The organism is Allobosea sp., from assembly GCF_017308075.1.
In the GTDB taxonomy this organism is placed as follows: Bacteria; Pseudomonadota; Alphaproteobacteria; order Rhizobiales; family Beijerinckiaceae; genus Allobosea.
Map to the genome: position 1 here is coordinate 281472 of NZ_JAFKFX010000024.1, position 17560 is coordinate 299031.

17 protein-coding genes and 1 pseudogene are annotated in these 17560 nt (G+C 66.3%); 8 read left to right on the plus strand and 10 right to left on the minus strand.

Going from position 1 to position 17560, the window contains the following annotated elements; translation table 11 throughout:
• Nucleotides 1-64: 64 nt before the first annotated feature.
• Nucleotides 65-1471, minus strand: a complete 1407-nt coding sequence (locus J0J10_RS04635) for a TIGR03808 family TAT-translocated repetitive protein (protein ID WP_291645473.1) — start codon at nucleotides 1469-1471, stop codon at nucleotides 65-67.
• Nucleotides 1472-1553: 82 nt separating this feature from the next.
• Between J0J10_RS04635 and J0J10_RS04640 the strand changes: the two genes are divergently transcribed.
• Complete coding sequence (locus J0J10_RS04640; RefSeq protein WP_291645474.1) at nucleotides 1554-2375, plus strand: FkbM family methyltransferase; 822 nt, start codon at nucleotides 1554-1556, stop codon at nucleotides 2373-2375.
• Nucleotides 2376-2381: 6 nt separating this feature from the next.
• Here the strand turns inward: J0J10_RS04640 and J0J10_RS04645 are convergent, their stop codons facing one another.
• On the minus strand, nucleotides 2382-3605 hold the full coding sequence (locus J0J10_RS04645; RefSeq protein WP_291645475.1) for a glycosyltransferase family 4 protein: 1224 nt from the start codon (nucleotides 3603-3605) through the stop codon (nucleotides 2382-2384).
• Nucleotides 3606-3661: 56 nt separating this feature from the next.
• The gene (locus J0J10_RS04650) at nucleotides 3662-3862 is read right to left on the minus strand and encodes a hypothetical protein (RefSeq protein ID WP_291638351.1); all 201 of its coding nucleotides are present in this window, start codon (nucleotides 3860-3862) and stop codon (nucleotides 3662-3664) included.
• Between the two features lie 303 nt (nucleotides 3863-4165).
• Between J0J10_RS04650 and parE the strand changes: the two genes are divergently transcribed.
• The 3 genes from parE (at nucleotide 4166) to J0J10_RS04665 (ending at nucleotide 7701) form a co-directional block, all read left to right on the plus strand.
• Nucleotides 4166-6223: a DNA topoisomerase IV subunit B gene (parE, locus tag J0J10_RS04655; RefSeq protein ID WP_291645476.1), complete on the plus strand. Its 2058-nt coding sequence runs from the start codon at nucleotides 4166-4168 to the stop codon at nucleotides 6221-6223.
• A gap of 168 nt (nucleotides 6224-6391) precedes the next feature.
• Nucleotides 6392-7300, plus strand: a complete 909-nt coding sequence (locus J0J10_RS04660) for a LysR family transcriptional regulator (protein ID WP_291645477.1) — start codon at nucleotides 6392-6394, stop codon at nucleotides 7298-7300.
• 140 nt (nucleotides 7301-7440) lie between these two features.
• Nucleotides 7441-7701, plus strand: a complete 261-nt coding sequence (locus J0J10_RS04665) for a hypothetical protein (protein WP_291645478.1) — start codon at nucleotides 7441-7443, stop codon at nucleotides 7699-7701.
• Between the two features lie 4 nt (nucleotides 7702-7705).
• Here the strand turns inward: J0J10_RS04665 and J0J10_RS04670 are convergent, their stop codons facing one another.
• Nucleotides 7706-8407, minus strand: a complete 702-nt coding sequence (locus J0J10_RS04670; RefSeq protein ID WP_291645479.1) for an alpha/beta fold hydrolase — start codon at nucleotides 8405-8407, stop codon at nucleotides 7706-7708.
• 168 nt (nucleotides 8408-8575) lie between these two features.
• Between J0J10_RS04670 and J0J10_RS04675 the strand changes: the two genes are divergently transcribed.
• Together J0J10_RS04675 and J0J10_RS04680 are read left to right on the plus strand one after the other, a co-directional pair.
• Nucleotides 8576-10030 carry a DEAD/DEAH box helicase gene (locus tag J0J10_RS04675; protein ID WP_291645480.1) on the plus strand — a complete coding sequence of 485 codons (1455 nt, stop codon included), beginning with the start codon at nucleotides 8576-8578 and terminating at the stop codon, nucleotides 10028-10030.
• 225 nt (nucleotides 10031-10255) lie between these two features.
• Nucleotides 10256-11314: a GGDEF domain-containing protein gene (locus tag J0J10_RS04680; RefSeq protein WP_291645481.1), complete on the plus strand. Its 1059-nt coding sequence runs from the start codon at nucleotides 10256-10258 to the stop codon at nucleotides 11312-11314.
• Between the two features lie 19 nt (nucleotides 11315-11333).
• Here J0J10_RS04680 and J0J10_RS04685 read toward each other — a convergent pair whose 3' ends face one another.
• Nucleotides 11334-11729: a HesB/IscA family protein gene (locus J0J10_RS04685; RefSeq protein ID WP_291634649.1), complete on the minus strand. Its 396-nt coding sequence runs from the start codon at nucleotides 11727-11729 to the stop codon at nucleotides 11334-11336.
• Nucleotides 11730-11921: 192 nt separating this feature from the next.
• On the opposite strand from J0J10_RS04685, the gene J0J10_RS04690 reads away from it, so the two are divergent.
• Together J0J10_RS04690 and J0J10_RS04695 are read left to right on the plus strand one after the other, a co-directional pair.
• A complete protein-coding gene (locus J0J10_RS04690) occupies nucleotides 11922-12995 on the plus strand; it encodes a malate/lactate/ureidoglycolate dehydrogenase (protein WP_291634650.1) in 1074 nt (357 codons plus the stop codon).
• Nucleotides 12996-13001: 6 nt separating this feature from the next.
• Nucleotides 13002-13364 carry an MmcQ/YjbR family DNA-binding protein gene (locus J0J10_RS04695; RefSeq protein WP_291645482.1) on the plus strand — a complete coding sequence of 121 codons (363 nt, stop codon included), beginning with the start codon at nucleotides 13002-13004 and terminating at the stop codon, nucleotides 13362-13364.
• Between the two features lie 86 nt (nucleotides 13365-13450).
• On the opposite strand, the gene J0J10_RS04700 is transcribed toward J0J10_RS04695, so the two are convergent.
• The 5 genes and pseudogenes from J0J10_RS04700 to J0J10_RS27000 all read right to left on the minus strand — a co-directional run.
• Nucleotides 13451-14338 carry a PhzF family phenazine biosynthesis protein gene (locus J0J10_RS04700; RefSeq protein WP_291645483.1) on the minus strand — a complete coding sequence of 296 codons (888 nt, stop codon included), beginning with the start codon at nucleotides 14336-14338 and terminating at the stop codon, nucleotides 13451-13453.
• Nucleotides 14339-14526: 188 nt separating this feature from the next.
• Entirely contained in the window at nucleotides 14527-16041 is a 1515-nt protein-coding gene (gene gatA, locus J0J10_RS04705; RefSeq protein WP_291645484.1) for an Asp-tRNA(Asn)/Glu-tRNA(Gln) amidotransferase subunit GatA, read from the minus strand.
• A gap of 99 nt (nucleotides 16042-16140) precedes the next feature.
• Nucleotides 16141-16428: an Asp-tRNA(Asn)/Glu-tRNA(Gln) amidotransferase subunit GatC gene (gene gatC / locus J0J10_RS04710; RefSeq protein WP_291634656.1), complete on the minus strand. Its 288-nt coding sequence runs from the start codon at nucleotides 16426-16428 to the stop codon at nucleotides 16141-16143.
• Nucleotides 16429-16583: 155 nt separating this feature from the next.
• Nucleotides 16584-17282 (minus strand): metal-dependent hydrolase, encoded by a 699-nt coding sequence (locus J0J10_RS04715; protein ID WP_291645485.1) that lies wholly within the window; start codon nucleotides 17280-17282, stop codon nucleotides 16584-16586.
• Nucleotides 17283-17487: 205 nt separating this feature from the next.
• Nucleotides 17488-17556 (minus strand): annotated as a pseudogene (locus tag J0J10_RS27000) (hypothetical protein); the annotation flags it as partial.
• Nucleotides 17557-17560: the final 4 nt, after the last annotated feature.

A 17560-nucleotide genomic window follows, 5' to 3' on the forward strand; every position in this document is an offset into this window, starting at 1 on the left:
CAGCCCGCCGCAAGGACCGGGGCGCAAGCGCCCCGGTTTTTTGTTGTTGGAGGCGACCGACAGGTCAGGACGCGCGATTATGCGCGATCAAGATCTGGGAACCGGCACCGACGGTCTGCGACAGCAGATTGGCATTGTAGGTGACGAGCGGCGGCGTCAGGCCGATCGAAGGCGCCGAGACGATCGCGTTGCCGCCGGATCCCGAGATCACGTTGTTCACGATCACCATCTTGCCGGCCGCAGCATTGGCGGAGAAGGCGATACCGACGCCGCATTGCCGCAGCAGGTTGCCGTCGCAGACGAGGTCGCGAGCGCCCTGCGCGACACCCAGCTTGACGCCGCCGAGCGCGTTCTCGACGATGTTGCTCGAGACGACGCAATCCTGTTCGACAGTCACGCCGATCGCCATCGTCGAATACGGCCCGATGCCCCCCGAAGCTGGAATGGCATTCGAGGACAGATTGCTGATCTGGTTACCCTGAATGATGGCCCTGCGCGCGGTTCCGTCACCGAAATAGCCGGAGTTGGTGACGTAGACACCGTCCCCGGCAGTATCGACCTTGTTGTTGACGATCGTGACGCCCGTACCGTTCTGTCCGGAAGCGGGAGCCTCGTAGTAAAGGCAACCCTCGCGGATGTTCCAGCAGGTGTTGTCGGCGACCACGCAGCGCGAGCCGCCATTGATGCGTACCGCCGAGAAATCACAATTCATGATGACGTTGCCTGTGACCGAGACGTCATTGGCCAGGTAGACGGCGACGCCGTTACCATTGGCCCCGGTTCCATAGTCACTCGCGACGAAATTGATCGTGTTGTTGCGGATGACCGAGAGGTTGCCGCCGCTGCCGATTGTTCCCCAGACCGCAATGCCGTTGTTCCTGGCACCGGTGACCTTGCAGCCATCCACGACGATCTCGGAGCTGAACGCCCAGATCGCGATGTCGACGTTGTTGAAGGCGCACCCGGCGATGCTGGGCTGTGAGTCGTTGACGAAGAGCAGGCCTGCCTTGTAGGCGCCAGTCGACGGCTCGCCCGCCGTCTTCACGGTATTTCGAAACGAGCAGTCCCGGAACACCGTGTCCTTCGCGTTGTCGAGGATGACCAAGCCAGCAGCGGCGGTGATGACATTGGGAGCGCTATAGGCCGGCAACGCGATATTCTGCCCGTCGAAGATCACGTTGCGAAAGCTCATTCCGGACTGGCCTGCGATCCGCAGCCCGTAGCTGCCGCCCGTCAAGGCGAGGATCGCCGTTCCAGCCTGGCAGAAGACCTCGACACCGCGCCCCGCCCCGTTCGTTGTCAGAATATCAACATTGGAGAGGCTATAGCTGCCTGGCCGAACCTGAAGCGGCTTGCCGGCAACCCGCGCGGCCTCGATCGCACCGCCGATCGAAGCACTGGTGAATCCGGTCGGCGGCGGCGTCGCGGGGTCGGCGATGACGAGATCGTCAAAGACGCGATATCCGGGCATCTGGTGTTCCTCGTTGTTGGAATATTTCAGGGACGCATCGGTATAACGGCGCCGGAAGCAACGGGGATAAGTTGTGGGTATAGTGCTTCGAATCCGGGATCTGGCGATCAAAGCTCTGGTCAAGCGCCAATGGGCGGAGCTGCGCCGCAGCTCTCCACGGCTCGCCGTGATCCCATACGAGCATATCGGGCTCGCCGTTTTGACCAACGGCCTGTACGAGCGCGAGGAGCTTTCCTGCCTGACGGATCTCATTCGCGAGCAGGCGCTAGGTGGCGGAATCTGCCTCGATATCGGCGCCAATATCGGTAATCATGCGGTCATTTGGTCAGGGCTGTTCGACAGCGTCGTCTGCTTCGAACCCAACCCGCATATGAGCGCCCTTCTGCGCGCCAACCTTGCCCTCAACGGCTGCACCAATGTCCGCCCCGTCGAGGCCGGCTTGGGCCCGGAGGACGCCGAGCTCCCCTTCTCCTTTTATGAGGAAGGCAATGACGGCTCCGGCACCTTCGCCAAGGGCACTGGCGACCGAACACTGCCGGTGCGCCATGGAGATCACCTCATCGCCGAACTGGGTCTCGCTGGGAAAGCAATCACCTTCGTGAAATGCGATGTCGAAGGCTTCGAGCACTCTGTGTTTCAGGGCCTCTCCGAAACCCTGGCTCGGCACAAGCCTGTAATCGTATTCGAAAGCAACTCGGCGGAGCTCGGCGCGTCGAGCTGGAACGTCCTGCACGGCCTCGGCTACGATCGCTTGTACATGCTCAGGCACACCGCACACACGGCCTCACCGCTCAAGCGCGAGCTTGTCCGGCTCTTTCAGGGACATGCGTGCCGGATCGAGCCTATCGATGCGCCTCCCGCATATTCCGCCAATCTGCTCGCGGCCGCTCGCCCCCTCGCTTGAACCGCCTCACGCAGCCGCAGCAAGAGCACTCCCGTAGCTATTAAGCAAGGCTTCGACATGGCGGCGCAACGTTGGCGGCTCCGTCCAGTACGCCTGATAGGCAGCACTTCCCAGTCGAGCCGCAAAAGCATCGTCGTGCAACGCAGTGAGAGCCTCGCAGAGAGCCTCCGGCTCGACCGCCGGCAGAACCATGCCGTCGATGCCATCACGCACCCGGCCGGCGGCGCCGATCGTGCGCGGCACGATCGGCGGAACGCCCTGCGCCATCGCCTCGCCGACGGTCAATGGCCCCGTCTCGTACCAGAGCGACGGGGCGACCAGGCAACGCGCGGCACGTAGTTCGGCGAGCACTTCTTCAGAAGCGAGCCAACCGGTGATCTGCGCATCAGGATTGAGCCGGCAGACCTCGGCCTTGATCTCGTCGTCGCCATCGCCCACGAACCGCAGGGCACGACCGGCCTCGCGGGCCGCTTGCGCCAGAACCAGCACGCCCTTCTCGCGCGTGAGCCGGCCGACGAACACAGCATGGCTGTTGCCCGCGACATCGGCCGGCTCACGCCTTTCCGTCTCCATCATGTTCTCGACTAGGACATGGCGAGCCGATTTCGGCAGGAACGGCTCGGCGAAGCCGCGGGCGAAGTCGCTGACATGGATGAAGAGCGGCGCCTTCAGGCTGCGTATCGCCTCGTCAGAGCGCCACTGCCTGGCGACGCGAACCAGCTTGTGGACATAGGAGGCGCGGTCGCAATTGGCGGTGACGCAGCCGGCCGACATCGGTGCTCTGCTGCAGGCGGCGCCGGCTCGGAAGTCGAAATAGCCGCCGGTCGGGCAGAAGGAGAAGTAGTCGTGCATGGTGATCGCGACCGGAAGACCGCTGGCGCCGGCCGCCGCGATCGCAGCCGGACTGAAGGCCTTGGTCCATTGATGCAGATGCACGAGCGTCGCATGGCGTGGCTGGCGGGCCAGCAGGACCCTCAGGAACTCATGAGCCTCGGCATTCCAGACCCCCTGGCGGGCCGCGGCGATCCTGTTGCCGACCTGCCAGATCTCCTCGCCCTCGAAGCGCGCGACCTCGATCCTGGGATGATCCAGCCGGTCGGAAACCGGGCCGATGGCACAGGCATAGACAACCTCGACGCCCGCTTCGGCCAGGCCGCGCGCGCTCTCGATCGCAACCTTGGCGGCGCCGCCATTTACCGAGCCGAAATCACTGACGATGACTACGCGCATGCCGACCTCCGCAGAGGCCTTCTAGCGGCGAAAGATTGAGGAAGGCTGACGAGGCCTCAGCGCAGCGCGAGCATCACCAGCCCGACCAGGGCGATCGCCGCGGCCACCCACCAGAGACGGCGCAGTTGAGCTGCCTCGACCTCGCGGGCGTCGGGATGACCGGAGAGCTCCTCATAGGCGAAAGCCTCACCGGCATGGCGAGCCGCACGCTCGAGTCCGGCAAGCCTGATCTTCGGCACAACGGCACGCGACGCCACGGCATTCCTCCCCTTGAGTACCAGCATATCCCAACCACCGGTCAGGCCAAGCCCGAGCTGGACGAGAACGATGATCGGGTCGGCATGGTTAACGATGCCTGAACCGCGCGGGAGCGGTCGAAGTTCCCTTAGCTCTTGACAACGGAGCCTGACGGCGCCGTGACATTCACTCCCCCCGCTCGCCATCCGGCCTTCCGGCCGAGGCGATATCGGTCTATTGCGGGCGGGTAGCGCCCTGCCTGCCACTCCCGGGCAGCGAATGCGCTATATTTTCTCGTTACGAATCACCTGGGCGCAAAAGCGATGGCTGACGATCTTTTCGGCGATGACGAAGGCAGGCTGGAAGGCGCCGAAACGCGCGCCCCTGCCGCCGCGCCGCCGAAGCCGGCGCGCGCCCCTGCCCGCTCCGGCACGCTGTCGGAAACCGGCTACGACGCCTCGGCGATCGAGGTACTGGAAGGGCTCGAGCCGGTGCGCCGGCGCCCCGGCATGTATATTGGCGGCACCGACGAGCGGGCGCTGCACCATCTCTTCGCCGAGGTGATCGACAACGCCATGGACGAGGCGGTGGCCGGCCACGCCACCTTCATCGATGTCGAACTCTTCGAGGACGGCTCGCTCGCCGTAACCGATAATGGCCGCGGCATCCCGATCGATCCGCACCCGAAATTCCCGGACAAATCGGCGCTGGAAGTGATCATGACGATCCTGCACGCCGGCGGGAAGTTCGACTCCCGCGCCTATGAGACCTCCGGCGGCCTGCACGGCGTCGGTGTCTCCGTCGTCAACGCACTGTCCGACCGGCTCGAGGTCGAGGTCGCGCGCGGCCAGGTGCTGTACCGGCAGATTTTCTCCCGCGGTATTCCGCAGGGCCCGCTGGAGACGGTCGGCCGCGTCGCCAACCGGCGCGGCACCCGCGTCCGTTTCCACCCCGACGCCCAGATCTTCGGCGAGGCCGCTCATTTCGTGCCGGCCCGCCTGTTCCGGATGGCGCGCTCAAAAGCCTATCTCTTCGGCGGCGTCGAGATCCGCTGGCGCTGCGCGCCCAGCCTGCTCAAGCCCGAGGGCGACGTCGCGGCCGAGGCGGTATTCAAGTTCCCTGGCGGCCTGCGGGACTATCTCGCCGGCGAGATCGAGGGCAAGGACCTGGTCGCCGAGCCGATCTTCAGCGGCAAGGTCACCAAGGAGGGTGGCCACGGCTCGCTCGAATGGGCCATCGCCTGGCTCGCCACCGGCGAGGATGGCTTCAGCTCCTCCTACTGCAACACCATCCCGACGCCGGAAGGGGGCACGCATGAGCAGGGCCTGCGCATCGCCTTGCTGCGTGGCCTGCGCGACCATGCCGAGCGCATCGGCCAGAGCAAGCGCATGGCCCAGGTCACCTCCGACGACGTGATGGCGACCTGCACCGCCATGCTCTCGGTCTTCATCCGCGAGCCGGAATTCCAGGGGCAGACCAAGGACAAGCTGGCGACGCTCGAGGCGGCGCGCATCGTCGAGAACGCGGTGCGCGACGCTTTCGACCACTGGCTCGCCGCCTCGCCGCAGCAAGCGCTGAGGCTGCTGGACTGGTCGGTCGACCGCGCCGACGAGCGCCTGCGCCGCCGGCTCGAAAAGGAGGTGTCGCGCAAGACCGCGACGCGCAAGCTGCGCCTGCCCGGCAAGCTCGCCGATTGCAGCAATGCCGGCGCCGCCGGCTCCGAGCTCTTCATCGTCGAGGGCGACTCGGCCGGCGGTTCGGCGAAACAGGCCCGCAACCGCAAGACCCAGGCGATCCTGCCGCTGCGCGGCAAGATCCTCAACGTCGCCAATGCGACCCGCGACAAGCTCAACGCCAATCAGCAGCTCGCCGACCTGATCCTGGCGCTGGGCTGCGGCATCGGCACCCAGTTCCGCGAGGACGACCTGCGCTACGAGAAGGTCATCGTGATGACCGACGCCGATGTCGACGGCGCCCATATCGCTTCGCTGCTCGTCACCTTCTTCTGGCGCCAGATGCCGCGGCTGATCGAAAAGGGACATCTCTACCTCTCGGTACCGCCGCTCTACCGGCTGCGCCACGGCAGCAAATCGGTCTATGCCCGCGACGACGCCCACAAGAACGAGCTGCTGGAGACGGTGTTCAAGGGCAAGAAGCCCGAGATCGGCCGCTTCAAGGGCCTCGGCGAGATGATGCCGGCCGAGCTCAAGGAAACGACCATGGATCCGGCCAAGCGCATGCTGCTCAAGGTCATGGTCGATCACGAGAGCAAGCAGGAGACCTCGGACACGGTCGAGCGGCTGATGGGCAACAAGCCCGAAGCCCGCTTCGTCTTCATCCAGGAGCGGGCCGCCTTCGCCGGCGAGTTGATCGACCTGTGAGAACCGGGCCCGGCCGCTGCAGTCGCGCCGGGCTCCCCGGCATTCCTGCCGGGCTGCGGGAAGGCCGCGTGATGGACATCCTGTCCGCATGCAGCCCTCCTCGCCCTGCCCCTGTCATGCTCATCCGGATCGCCCCACCCCCACGCCATGCCGCTGGCAGCTGATCGCATGGGGCAGCCTGCTTCCCCTCCATCTCGACGCGATGGCCAGCCTGCGGCCCTGCCCTGGGAAGATATCGAGATCTTCCATGCCGTCGCCACCGAAGGCGCACTCGCCTTGGCGGCCGTGGCGCTCGGGCTGAGCGAAACCACGGTCGCAAGACGGCTGCGGAGCTTCGAGACCAGGCTCGGTTTCCCTTTGTTCCGCCGCGGCGCCAACCGCCTGATCCCGACCGAGATCGGCGCGGCTCTGGCACAGGAAGCGTCGGCGGTCGCGACGGCCGCCGCGCGCTTCGCCAATCGGGCGCGGGCAGCACTGCCGGCCGACGACGCCCCGGTACGGATTACCGCCACCACCTCGATCAGCCTGCTCCTCACCATGAACGCGACCCGGCTCTCGGCGGCCGCTGGCGGCGTCGAGATCGTCATCCTCAGCACGCGCGAGCGGCTCGACCTCGCCCGTGGTGAGGCGGAGATCGCGATCCGCATGCGCAAGCCTCCGGAGGGCACCGGCTATTACGGCCAGAAGGTCGGCCGCCTCGTACAGGCGCTCTATGCGAGGCGCGACACCGACCCCGCCACCGCCCCGATCATCTCGGTCAGCCGCGAGGTGTCCTCGCGAATCGACGAGCATATCGTCGCCTGGGCCGCCGGGCGCCCGATCGCGGCACGGGTCGCCGATTCCGCCGCGCGCTATGAGAGCATCCGCTCCTCGGGGGCGGTCTCGATGGCGCCCTGCTTCATGGCCGACACCGACGCCAACCTGCTGCGGCTCGAGGAACCGCCCGAGGCGACGGCCGATGCCATCTTTCTCGTTTCGCACGAGATCGCCCGCCAGCGCCCGGCCGTATTGGCGGTGCTGGCGGAACTGCGCCGCATGTTCCGGGAGAACCGGGCGAAGCTTGAGGGGCATGGCTGATCCGCGCCGCCCTGCCGCCTTGTGCGCCGGCACGCCCGGCTATCGCAGCCGAAGACGTTTCGCTAACCAAGTTTTTACAGGACGGATTGCATTCTTCGCGAACCGGCGTCCTACGCCATGCCTTCTTTCAGGAGAGCGCGATGCGCCTCATCATGGCATTCCTGCGCAATCAGCGCGGCAGCATGGTCGCCGATGTCGCCAAGGCCGGCGCGGCGATCGCCTTTATCTCCGTGGTCGCCGCCAATCTGATTTCCTACAAGGCCGCGCAGCTCGACAGAGACGGCTTGCACCAGGCCGCCTCCGCTGCGGCGAAGGGGCAGCCGATCGATCCGCTCGTCACCGGCTCGCTCGCAAAACGCGCCGGCGAGGTCAAGCTCGACCCCTGCGTCGTCCAGCGCTGAGGCCTCAACCGAGCCAGTCGATCAGCGCCCTGTTCACGACCTCGGGCGCTTCCAGTGTCGAAAGATGGCCGCAGCCCGGAACCTCCAGATAGCGCGCCGCAGCGCCGATCCCGGCGGCGATCGCCCTCGCTTCGGCGGGTGGTGTGATCACGTCCTCGGCACCGACCAGGACCAGACTCGGCACGCTGATCGCAGGTAGCCACGGCCGGGCATCGACACGCCCCATGATCGCTCGCTGCTGGCGCACGAATCCGGCGGCGCCGACCTCCTCCGCCATTTGGCGCACGGTGAGCCTGAGAGCTTCATCGGCGAGCCTCTCGGGAGCCACGAGCTTCTGCCACAGCAGGGTGGTGACGTTGTCGAAGGCCCCTTTCTCGGCGAGCGCTATCATCTGCTCGCGGGGCTGGTTGGTTTCCGGCGTCGCGGGCTGCGCGGTGGTGTCGAGGAGGGCCAGCCGCGTCACGCGCTCCGGCGCCCGGCGCATCACCTCGAATGCGACGTACCCCCCCATGGACAGCCCGCAGAGCGCGAAACGCGCCGGAGCAGCCGCCAGCAAACGCTCGGCGATCGCCCCGATATTCTCGTCAAAGGTGGTTTCGGCGACGAGAATCTGGCGTCCGGCCGCCAAAATCCGCCATTGCGGCGCATAGAGCGCCGCGGTGCAATTCAGGCCCGGAACCAGCACCAGCGGCTCGGGAACCGCCATGCTTCTCGCGCTCATCATCGCCTAACCTCGCTAGAATGTTGACTTTGCCCTGCTTTTTCTGCATTCCACGGACGTCCGAAGGCGCGCAGGCAAGCAAAGTCGCGCCACCGTGGTGGTCGATCGGTCATCCCGCCACGTGTCACCGACCCAGAAGAAGCGCAACCCTCGATGTCCTTCGCCGAACTCGGCCTGAGCGATAAAGTTCTGACGGCCGTCACCAACGCAGGTTACACGTCGCCGACGCCGATCCAGGCTCAGGCCATTCCGCACGTCCTCGCCCGCAAGGATGTTCTGGGCATCGCCCAGACCGGAACGGGCAAGACCGCGGCCTTCACCCTGCCGATGCTGACCATCCTCGAGAACGGCCGCGCCCGCGCCAGGATGCCCCGCACCTTGATCCTCGAGCCGACGCGCGAGCTCGCCGCGCAGGTCGAGGAGAATTTCACCCGCTACGGGGTCAACCAGAAGCTCTCGGTCGCACTGCTGATCGGCGGCGTCTCCTTCGGCGACCAGGATGCCAAGATCACCCGCGGCGTCGACGTGCTGATCGCCACGCCCGGTCGCCTGCTCGACCATGTCGAGCGCGGCAAGCTCCTGCTCACCGGCGTCGAGCTGCTCGTCATCGACGAGGCCGACCGCATGCTCGACATGGGCTTCATTCCCGACATCGAGCGGATCTGCAAGCTGGTCCCCTTCACGCGGCAGACCCTGTTCTTCACGGCGACCATGCCGCCGGAAATCACCAGGATCAGCGAGCAGTTCCTGCACAATCCTGTGCGTGTCGAGGTCTCGCGGCCGGCAACCGCCGCGACCACCATCACCCAGCGCCTGATCGCCTCGAACAGCCAAGATTACGAGAAGCGCGAAATCCTGCGCAAGCTCATCCGCGATGCCAAGGACCTGCAGAATGCGATCGTCTTCTGCAACCGCAAGCGCGATGTAGCAACGCTTCACAAGTCGTTGCAGAAGCATGGCTTCCCCGCCGTCGCTCTGCATGGCGACATGGACCAGTACGCCCGCATGGCGGCGCTCGAATCCTTCCGGGCCGGCGAGAACCCGATCCTGGTGGCGAGCGATGTCGCGGCCCGCGGCCTCGACATCCCGGCTGTCAGCCACGTCTTCAATTTCGACGTGCCGACCCATGCCGAAGACTATGTCCATCGCATCGGCCGCACCGGCCGGGCCGGGCGCGAAGGCGCCTCCTTCACGATCGTGACGCGCCATGACGACAAGCTGGTCGCGGCGATCGAGAAGCTGACCGGCAAGACCATCGAATGGGAAGGGCCCGGTCTCGACGCCCTGCCCCCCGCCGAGCCGCGCGAGGAACGCCGTGGCCGCCGGGGCGAGGAGCGCCGGGGCGGCAGGTCGTCGGGGCGTGGCGGGCGCGATGGCCGGCCGCCGCGCAGCGAGCCGAAGGTGGAGACTGAGGCGTCGCATGATCGCGAGGTGCCCCCGCCACGCGAGCGCCAGCCGCGGCGCGAACATACCGCCGAGCCGGCCCCGCGCCGGGGCAATGAGCGGCCACGCACGCCGCGGCGGGATGAGCTCGACGACGGCCCGAAGGTCAAGGGCCTGGGCGATCACGTCCCCGCCTTCCTGTTGCGCTCGGTCCGCGCCGACTGAGATCTGAGCCGGGGGCGCCCTCGCCGCCTCCGGGAAATCTGCGAAGAAACTTTACCTTAACATCATCCGCCTAAGGTCCGTCCCCGGGGTTGAGTGTCGCCAAGCAGGCTGGCATTCGGCGGGAAGCTTGTTCCAGCCAGACCAGGACAGGATGTCCCGTTTCGGTTGATGCAGGGCCGACCTTCGTCGTGCGACGAGGAGTCGCCCGGCGAGGGAACAAGCGTGATGAGTCTCGACCAGCCAGCTTCGCCGCAACCACATGATCTCGCGGAACGCGTCGTCGCAGCGATGCGCCAGCATTATTCGCCGGGCTACCCCCGGGCCTTCGAGGTCTGGTACGCTCATCTCAGTGGCGAGCTGCCCGCTCTCAGCATGGCGATGAACGCGATCATCGCCAGCAGCAATGGCGAGGTCGGCGTCGCCGACATCGACACCCTATACGACCGCTTCATCGGCACCGAGCGCCTGTCGCGCCAGGCCGAGCGTACCAGCCTGCAGGTCCTGGGCGAGATCGACGCGATGATGGCCCTGGTCGACCAGACCCTGGCCTCGAGCCAGACCTATCACGGCCGGCTCTGCCAGATGTCCGACGAGGTCCCGCCCTCCGCCGACAGGCAGCGGCTGCGCGAATGGGTCGAAGCGCTCGTGCTCTCGACCCGCGAGGAAGTCGCGCGCAAGACCCAGCTCGAAACGCAGCTTCGCGAGAGCGCCCATGAAATCCGCAATCTGCGCGAGGCGCTGGAGTCGACTCGTGCCGAGGCCCTGACCGATCCGCTGACCGGGCTCGCCAACCGCCGCCATTTCGAGGAGATGCTGCAGAAGGCGATCGACCAGGCCACGCTGCGGCGCGAGCCCTTCGCGCTTGTCATGGCCGATATCGACTTCTTCAAGCATTTCAATGATGCGCACGGCCACCTCACCGGCGACCAGGTGCTGCGCCTCGTGGCACGGACCATGAAGGACAAGTTCAAGGACAAGGCGGTGATCACGCGCTTCGGCGGCGAGGAGTTCGCGATCATCCTGCCCGATGCCGACGTCACCGCCGGCAAGTTCGGCGCCGAGACCGTGCGTCAGGCTCTGCTGACCCGCGAGCTCGTCAAGCGCTCGACCAATGAGAATCTCGGCCGCATCACGATCTCGCTCGGGGTCGCCGTCTACCATCGCGGCGATACTCTCAACTCGATCGTCGAGCGCGCCGACAGCGCTTTGATGCAGGCCAAGCGCGACGGCCGCAACCGCACCGTCACCGAAGAGGCCGTCCTGGACGCGAACAAGGTCGCCTGAACGGCGGCCTCCGGCGGTGCTATTGCGCGGCGATCGCGCTCTCGGCCCGTGGCTTGATCTCGACCGACTCGCCACACCCGCAGGCCGAAACCTGGTTCGGGTTGTTGAAGACGAAGGTCGAGGAAAAGCGGTCCGTCCGGAAATCGAGTTCGGTTCCGAGCAGGAACAGCACAGCTTTGCCGTCGACGATGACGGTCGCCCCCTTCTCGGTCACGACCTCGTCGCCCTTCCTGGCCTCGCGCGCCACCTCGAAGGTGTATTCCATGCCAGCGCAGCCGCCCTTCTTGACGCCGACGCGCAGCCCGAGCACCGGAGTGCCCGTATCGTCATTGGCCGACTGCGCCATGATCTCGCGAATGCGCGCTGCGGCGGCATCGGATAGCGAGACGACTTTCAGGCCTGGTATCGAGAACATCCCTCGTCCCTCCTCGACCGGATTCAAGGTCCGGTGAAAACAGGATTGCATTCTGCAACATAAGGATTGGTGAGCGCAGCGTCGAGATGCGACGGCGCAGCACGGCCATTTCGCCGGGCACATTGCGCCGCGCGCCGCACCGTGCACTGTGGCGCTCCGCACCTTTTCGAGTTCCCCGATCAAGAAGCCGCCATGACCTACCGCCTGCACCGGCCCGAAGCGCTCCAAGCGCTCACTATCGCCATGATCACCGCCGCCGGCTGGAGCGAGGCCGAGGCCCGGGAGACCGCCGAACATCTCGTGCTCGCCAATCTCAGCGGCCATGACAGTCATGGTGTCGGCATGCTGCCGCTCTATTTCAACTCGCTCGCCGACGGCAATCTGAAACCCGCTTCGAAACTGTCGATCCGCATCGAGGCCGGGCCGTTCCTGATCGCCGACGGCAATGTCGCGCTCGGCCAGCCCACCGCCCGCGACGCCGTCGACCGCGGCATCATTATCGCCCAGGCCGGTGGCGTCGCCATCCTCAACCTGCTCGACGCCCATCACATCGGCCGTATCGGCCATTACGCCGAGGTTGCGGCGGCCGCGGGGCTGATCTCGCTGTTCTGGGTCAATGTCGCCGGCCGCCCGCCGATCGTCGCGCCCTATGCTGCGAAGGAAGCGCGCTTCGGCACCAACCCGCATGCGATCGGCATCCCGGTGCCCGAGAACGATCCGATCATCCTAGACTTCGCCACCAGCCGCATGGCGCATGGCAAGGCCCGCGTCGCGCTCAACAAGGGCGTGCCGGTGCCGGAGGGCTACATCATCGACGGCGAGGGCCGCCCGACGACAGACCCCAAGCACGTCTTCCAGCACGCCATTCCTGATCTGCCGCTCGGCGCTCTGCTGCCCTTCGGCGACCATAAGGGCGCCGGTCTCTCGCTGATCGCCGAATTGCTCTCGGCCGGGCTGATGGGCGCAGCCCGCATCGACGAGAAGCCGCATCGCAGCTGGATCATCAACTCGCTCTTCGGTGTGCTGATCGATCCCGCCCGTCTGGAGCCAGACGCCAATCTGCGCCGCAAGCGTATCGAGAGCTATCTTGCCTTCGTGCGCGCCGCCGCGCCGCAGGATCCCGCCGAGCCGGTGCTGGCGCCGGGTGACAAGGAGCGTACGACCCGGATCGAGCGCCAGCGCGACGGCATCCCGCTCGACGACGAAACCTGGTCGCAGATCGTCGCCGCCGCCAAGCGCCACGGCATCGACGCCGAGAGCTTCTGAAGCGGCATGACGCTCGCCGAGTACAACGCCTTCTGCGCCGACCTGCCAGCGACCACCCATGTCGTGCAATGGGGCGGCGCCGATGTCTGGAAGGTCGGCGGCAAGGTCTTCGCCCTCGGCCGTGACGAGGTCGACGGGACACTCTTCGTCTCGTTCAAGTGCTCGCCGATCGCCTATGAGATGCTGCGCGATGCGCCAGGGTGCCGCCCGGCGCCCTATCTCGCCTCACGCGGCATGAAGTGGATCCAGCGCTTCTCCGAGGAGAGCCTGCCGGACGACGCCTTTCGCGATTATCTGCGCGAAAGCCACCGGCTCGTTGCGGCCGGGTTGACGAAGAAGCTGCGCGTGGAGCTGGGCTTGAGCGGCTGAGGCGTGCGTCGTTCTCGGGCGAAGCGCAGGCCCGAGAATCTCATAACGAGAAGGTGCGTTTCAGAGCCTCTTTCGGCCTGAGATGCTCACAAGGTCGCTTCGCCGCGCAGCACCGGCACGCAGCCACCGCCTACCGTCGCACGGATCTCGCCGTCCATGCGCCGCGCTGCGACATGCAGCAGGCTGGGCCGCCCCATCTCGACGCCCTGGGTGATCTCGAAGGCGACGCTGTCTTCGCTACCGAGCGACAATGTCAGCGCAGCCAGCGTCGCGCTGGCGCTGCCGGTCGCCGGGTCTTCCCAGGTACCGGCCAGCGGCGCGAACATGCGGGCGCGGGCGTTGCCGCCATCCAAGGCATAGAAGAAGATCGAAAGGCGGCCTTCCAGGGCCGGATTGGCCTCGGCCAGCCGGCGATAGGCGGCGATGTCGGGGGTCGCTCGCCTCAGCGCCTCCGGCGTGACCTCGACCAGCACGAATTTGACGCCGACCGAGGCCTGCTGCGGCCGGTGGCGGCCGACGACGATATCCTCCGGCACGAGCCCGGCGCAGGCCGAGATCGCCTCCGCCGGCAGCTGGAGGCCCAGCGAGAGCGGCTGCGGCGCGGCGATGGTCGCGCCGGTCACCCGGCCCTCGCCATCACGCGAGACCTTGACCTCGACAAGCCCGGCCAGCTCCTCGAACCGCAGCACGCCGTCGCGATCGCGGCCATGGACCGCGAGCACGCAGGCCGTTCCGACATTGGGATGGCCGGCAAAGGGCATCTCGGCCGTACGATGGAAGATGCGGACGCGCGCCGTGTTCGCCGGGTCGCTTGGTGGCAGGACGAAGGTCGTCTCGCTGTAGTTCATCTCCGCCGCCAGCGCCTGCATCTCGGCATCCGACATGCCGCGCGCATCAGTGAAGACCGCGAGCTGGTTGCCGCCGAAGCGGCGGTCCGTGAAAACGTCGACTGTCTCGTAGGGATAGTTCGGCATGACGGTTCTCCGGCGGCCTAGTCAGCTGCGGAGACTGCCACCCGGCGCGGCGCCGGAGAAATCAGGAATCGGAATACGATCGATCAAGCTGCGCCGGTCGATCTTCAGATTGGTTTCCGGTGCCATCCCGGAGCTCCCTGCGGTCGCCCCGGATGACAAAAAATCGACGAACGGCGCGGGATACCCGATCAGGCCCACCAGCGCTCGCCGATGGCGAAGCGCCCGGCTGCCTGCTCGATCACCTCGCCCAGCGAGAACAGCGTCTCCTCGTCGAAAGGCCGGCCGATCAGCTGCAGCCCGAGCGGCAGGCCCTGGCTGTCGAGACCGGCCGGGACCGCGATACCCGGCAGACCCGCCATGTTCACCGTCACCGTGAAGATGTCGTTGAGATACATCTCGACCGGATCGGCCGAGCCCTTCTCGCCGATCCCGAAGGCGGCCGACGGCGTCGCCGGCGTCAGAACCGCATCGATGCCCGCGGCATAGGCCTCCTCGAAGTCGCGCTTGATCAGCGTGCGCACCTTCTGGGCGCGCAGATAATACGCGTCGTAATAGCCGGAGGAGAGCACATAGGTGCCGATCATGATGCGGCGCTTGACTTCGGCGCCGAAGCCGGCGGCCCGGGTCTTCTCATACATCTCGACGATGTCGCGGCCGGGCTCGCGCAGGCCGTAGCGCACGCCGTCATAGCGGGCGAGGTTGGACGAGGCCTCGGCCGGCGCGACGATGTAGTAGGCCGGCAGTGCGTATTTGGTGTGCGGCAGCGAGATCTCGACGATCTCGGCGCCGGCGGCCTTCAGCCAGGCGATGCCCTGCTGCCAGAGCGCCTCGATCTCAGGCGAGATGCCGTCGATGCGGTACTCCCTGGGAATGCCGATCTTCATGCCCTTGACCGAGCGGCCGACGGAGGCCTCGTAATCCGGCACCGGCTGGTCGACCGAGGTGGTGTCCTTCGGATCATGTCCGGCCATCGAGCGCAGCATCACGGCGCAGTCGCGCACCGTCTTGCCGATCGGCCCGGCCTGGTCGAGCGAGGACGCGAAGGCGACGACGCCCCAGCGCGAGCAGCGGCCATAGGTCGGCTTGATGCCGACCGTGCCGGTGAAGGCGGCCGGCTGGCGGATCGAACCGCCGGTGTCGGTCGCGGTCGCGGCAAGGCAGAGATGCGCGGCGACGGCCGCCGCCGAGCCACCCGACGAGCCGCCGGGAACGAGGTGATTGCCCTCGACGCTGCCGGCTGCGGCCGCGCCGACATTCGAGCCCTCACGGCGCCAGGGATTGACCACCGGGCCGAAAGCCGAGGTCTCGTTCGACGAGCCCATGGCGAACTCGTCATTATTGAGCTTGCCGAGCATCACCGCGCCATCGCGCCAGAGCTGGCTCGAGACGGTCGATTCATAGGCCGGCACGAAATTGCCGAGAATCTTCGAGCAGGCGGTGGTGCGCACGCCTTCAGTCGCGAACAGGTCCTTGATGCCGAGCGGCAGGCCTTCGAGCGGCCCGGCCTCGCCCTTGGCCAGCCGCGCATCGGAGGCTTCTGCCTGCTTCAGCGCGTGCTCGGGCGTCTCCAGCACATAGGCGTTGAGCGCCCGCGCCTGCTCGACGGCGGCGACATGCGCCTTGGTGAGCTCGGTGGCGGAGAAACTCTTGGCCTTCAGCCCGTCGCGGGCTTCGGTGAGGGTCAGGCGGGTGAGATCGGTCACGATGGCAAATCCGAAAAACTGGGCTGTCGGGCGTTTCGTCAGTACGCGCGCGAGGGCTGGTCCGCCTCGCAGGGCTCGCCGCGACGGCGAGCGCGCGCCTTACTCGATGACCTTCGGCACCATGAAGTAATCGTCCTCCGAGGCCGGGGCGTTGGCGACGATCGCCTTGGCGATCTCGCCATCGTTGACGACGTCCTGGCGCTTCTTCATCGCCATCGGCGTCACCGAGGTCATCGGCTCGACGCCGGCGACATCGACCTCGTTGAGCTGCTCGACAAAGCCGAGGATGGCGTTGAGCTCACCTTGCAGCTTCGCGACATCAGCGTCCTCGACGGCGATGCGCGAGAGATGCGCGACGCGTTTGACGGTGGCGGCGTCGACCGACATGGGCGGGCTCCTGAAAGGGACGGGTGCGCGCGCACCGCAAATTCGTTGCCAGCCCTATAGCGTGCCGGCCTCCGAACCTTCAATCAATCAATGCCACCATTCCGGCCGATGCACGACTTTCGGCCGGAATGGTGGTTCTCGTCGAGAAAAGGGCGTCAGACCGCGACGGCCTTGCCCTTCTGCGGAACCAGTACCTCGATGCCGCTGCCAGCCATCGCCGAAACGAAGGCCGAGGCGTTCTGATCGATGATCGGGAACGTGCCGTAATGGCAGGGAATCGCCAGCTTCGGCTTGACGAAGCGGGTCATCGCCAGCGCGGCGGCCTTGCCGCCCATGGTGAAGCGGTCGCCGATCGGGCAGATGCAGATTTCGACGCCGTGCATCTCGGAGATCAGCGCCATGTCCGAGAAGATGTCGGTGTCGCCCATATGCCAGAGCGTCTTCTCGCCGGCCGCCTTGATGATCGCGCCGTTGGGGCTGCCGAGCGGCACGGCGACGCCGGCATCGCCCATGCCGGCCGAGTGGTCGGCGCGGACGAGGCTGACCGCGAAGGCGCCGAGATCGATCGTGCCGCCGGTGTTCATCGGCTCGAACTTCTTCAGCCCCTTGGACACCAGGTGCATGCACAGATCGTAATTGCTGATCACCGTGGCATCGTTCGCCTCGGCGATGCTGAGCGCGTCGCCGACATGGTCGCCATGGCCATGGGTGATCACGATGTGGCTGACGCCTTTGGCCGCAGCTGCCGCATCGCCCTCGAAGGACGGATTGCCGGTGAAGAACGGGTCGATCAGGATCGAGGTCTGAGGCAAATCGAGACGAAAGGCCGAGTGACCGAACCAGGTGAGCTGCATGACGATCTCCGCAAATGTCTGGAACGGGCGGGTATAGCGGCTGCCGCCCGCTCAATCGAGATGGACGGTGGGATACAGATCGTTCCAGTCGGGATTTGAACGCTCGATCAGCGCGATTTTCCAGGATCGACGCCAGTGCTTGACGCGCTTTTTCCCGGGCGACTGCGTCCAGCGCATCATCGAACCGGTCTGCATGAACCAGACGCAAGGCACCGTGGCGGCTGGCAAATTCCGAACCACATCCTTCGCGATGCTCATGGATGCGGCGAGACAACGAG

What these genes read in the sequence shown, in the direction of transcription:
- J0J10_RS04635 (WP_291645473.1), bottom strand. Translation starts at nt 1,471, where the DNA reads ATGCCCGGATATCGCGTCTTTGACGATCTCGTCATCGCCGACCCCGCG.
- J0J10_RS04645 (WP_291645475.1), bottom strand. Translation starts at nt 3,605, where the DNA reads ATGCGCGTAGTCATCGTCAGTGATTTCGGCTCGGTAAATGGCGGCGCC.
- parE (WP_291645476.1), top strand. Translation starts at nt 4,166, where the DNA reads ATGGCTGACGATCTTTTCGGCGATGACGAAGGCAGGCTGGAAGGCGCC.
- J0J10_RS04660 (WP_291645477.1), top strand. Translation starts at nt 6,392, where the DNA reads ATGGGGCAGCCTGCTTCCCCTCCATCTCGACGCGATGGCCAGCCTGCG.
- J0J10_RS04665 (WP_291645478.1), top strand. Translation starts at nt 7,441, where the DNA reads ATGCGCCTCATCATGGCATTCCTGCGCAATCAGCGCGGCAGCATGGTC.
- J0J10_RS04670 (WP_291645479.1), bottom strand. Translation starts at nt 8,407, where the DNA reads ATGGCGGTTCCCGAGCCGCTGGTGCTGGTTCCGGGCCTGAATTGCACC.
- J0J10_RS04675 (WP_291645480.1), top strand. Translation starts at nt 8,576, where the DNA reads ATGTCCTTCGCCGAACTCGGCCTGAGCGATAAAGTTCTGACGGCCGTC.
- J0J10_RS04680 (WP_291645481.1), top strand. Translation starts at nt 10,256, where the DNA reads ATGAGTCTCGACCAGCCAGCTTCGCCGCAACCACATGATCTCGCGGAA.
- J0J10_RS04685 (WP_291634649.1), bottom strand. Translation starts at nt 11,729, where the DNA reads ATGTTCTCGATACCAGGCCTGAAAGTCGTCTCGCTATCCGATGCCGCC.
- J0J10_RS04690 (WP_291634650.1), top strand. Translation starts at nt 11,922, where the DNA reads ATGACCTACCGCCTGCACCGGCCCGAAGCGCTCCAAGCGCTCACTATC.
- J0J10_RS04695 (WP_291645482.1), top strand. Translation starts at nt 13,002, where the DNA reads ATGACGCTCGCCGAGTACAACGCCTTCTGCGCCGACCTGCCAGCGACC.
- J0J10_RS04700 (WP_291645483.1), bottom strand. Translation starts at nt 14,338, where the DNA reads ATGCCGAACTATCCCTACGAGACAGTCGACGTTTTCACGGACCGCCGC.
- gatC (WP_291634656.1), bottom strand. Translation starts at nt 16,428, where the DNA reads ATGTCGGTCGACGCCGCCACCGTCAAACGCGTCGCGCATCTCTCGCGC.
- J0J10_RS04715 (WP_291645485.1), bottom strand. Translation starts at nt 17,282, where the DNA reads ATGCAGCTCACCTGGTTCGGTCACTCGGCCTTTCGTCTCGATTTGCCT.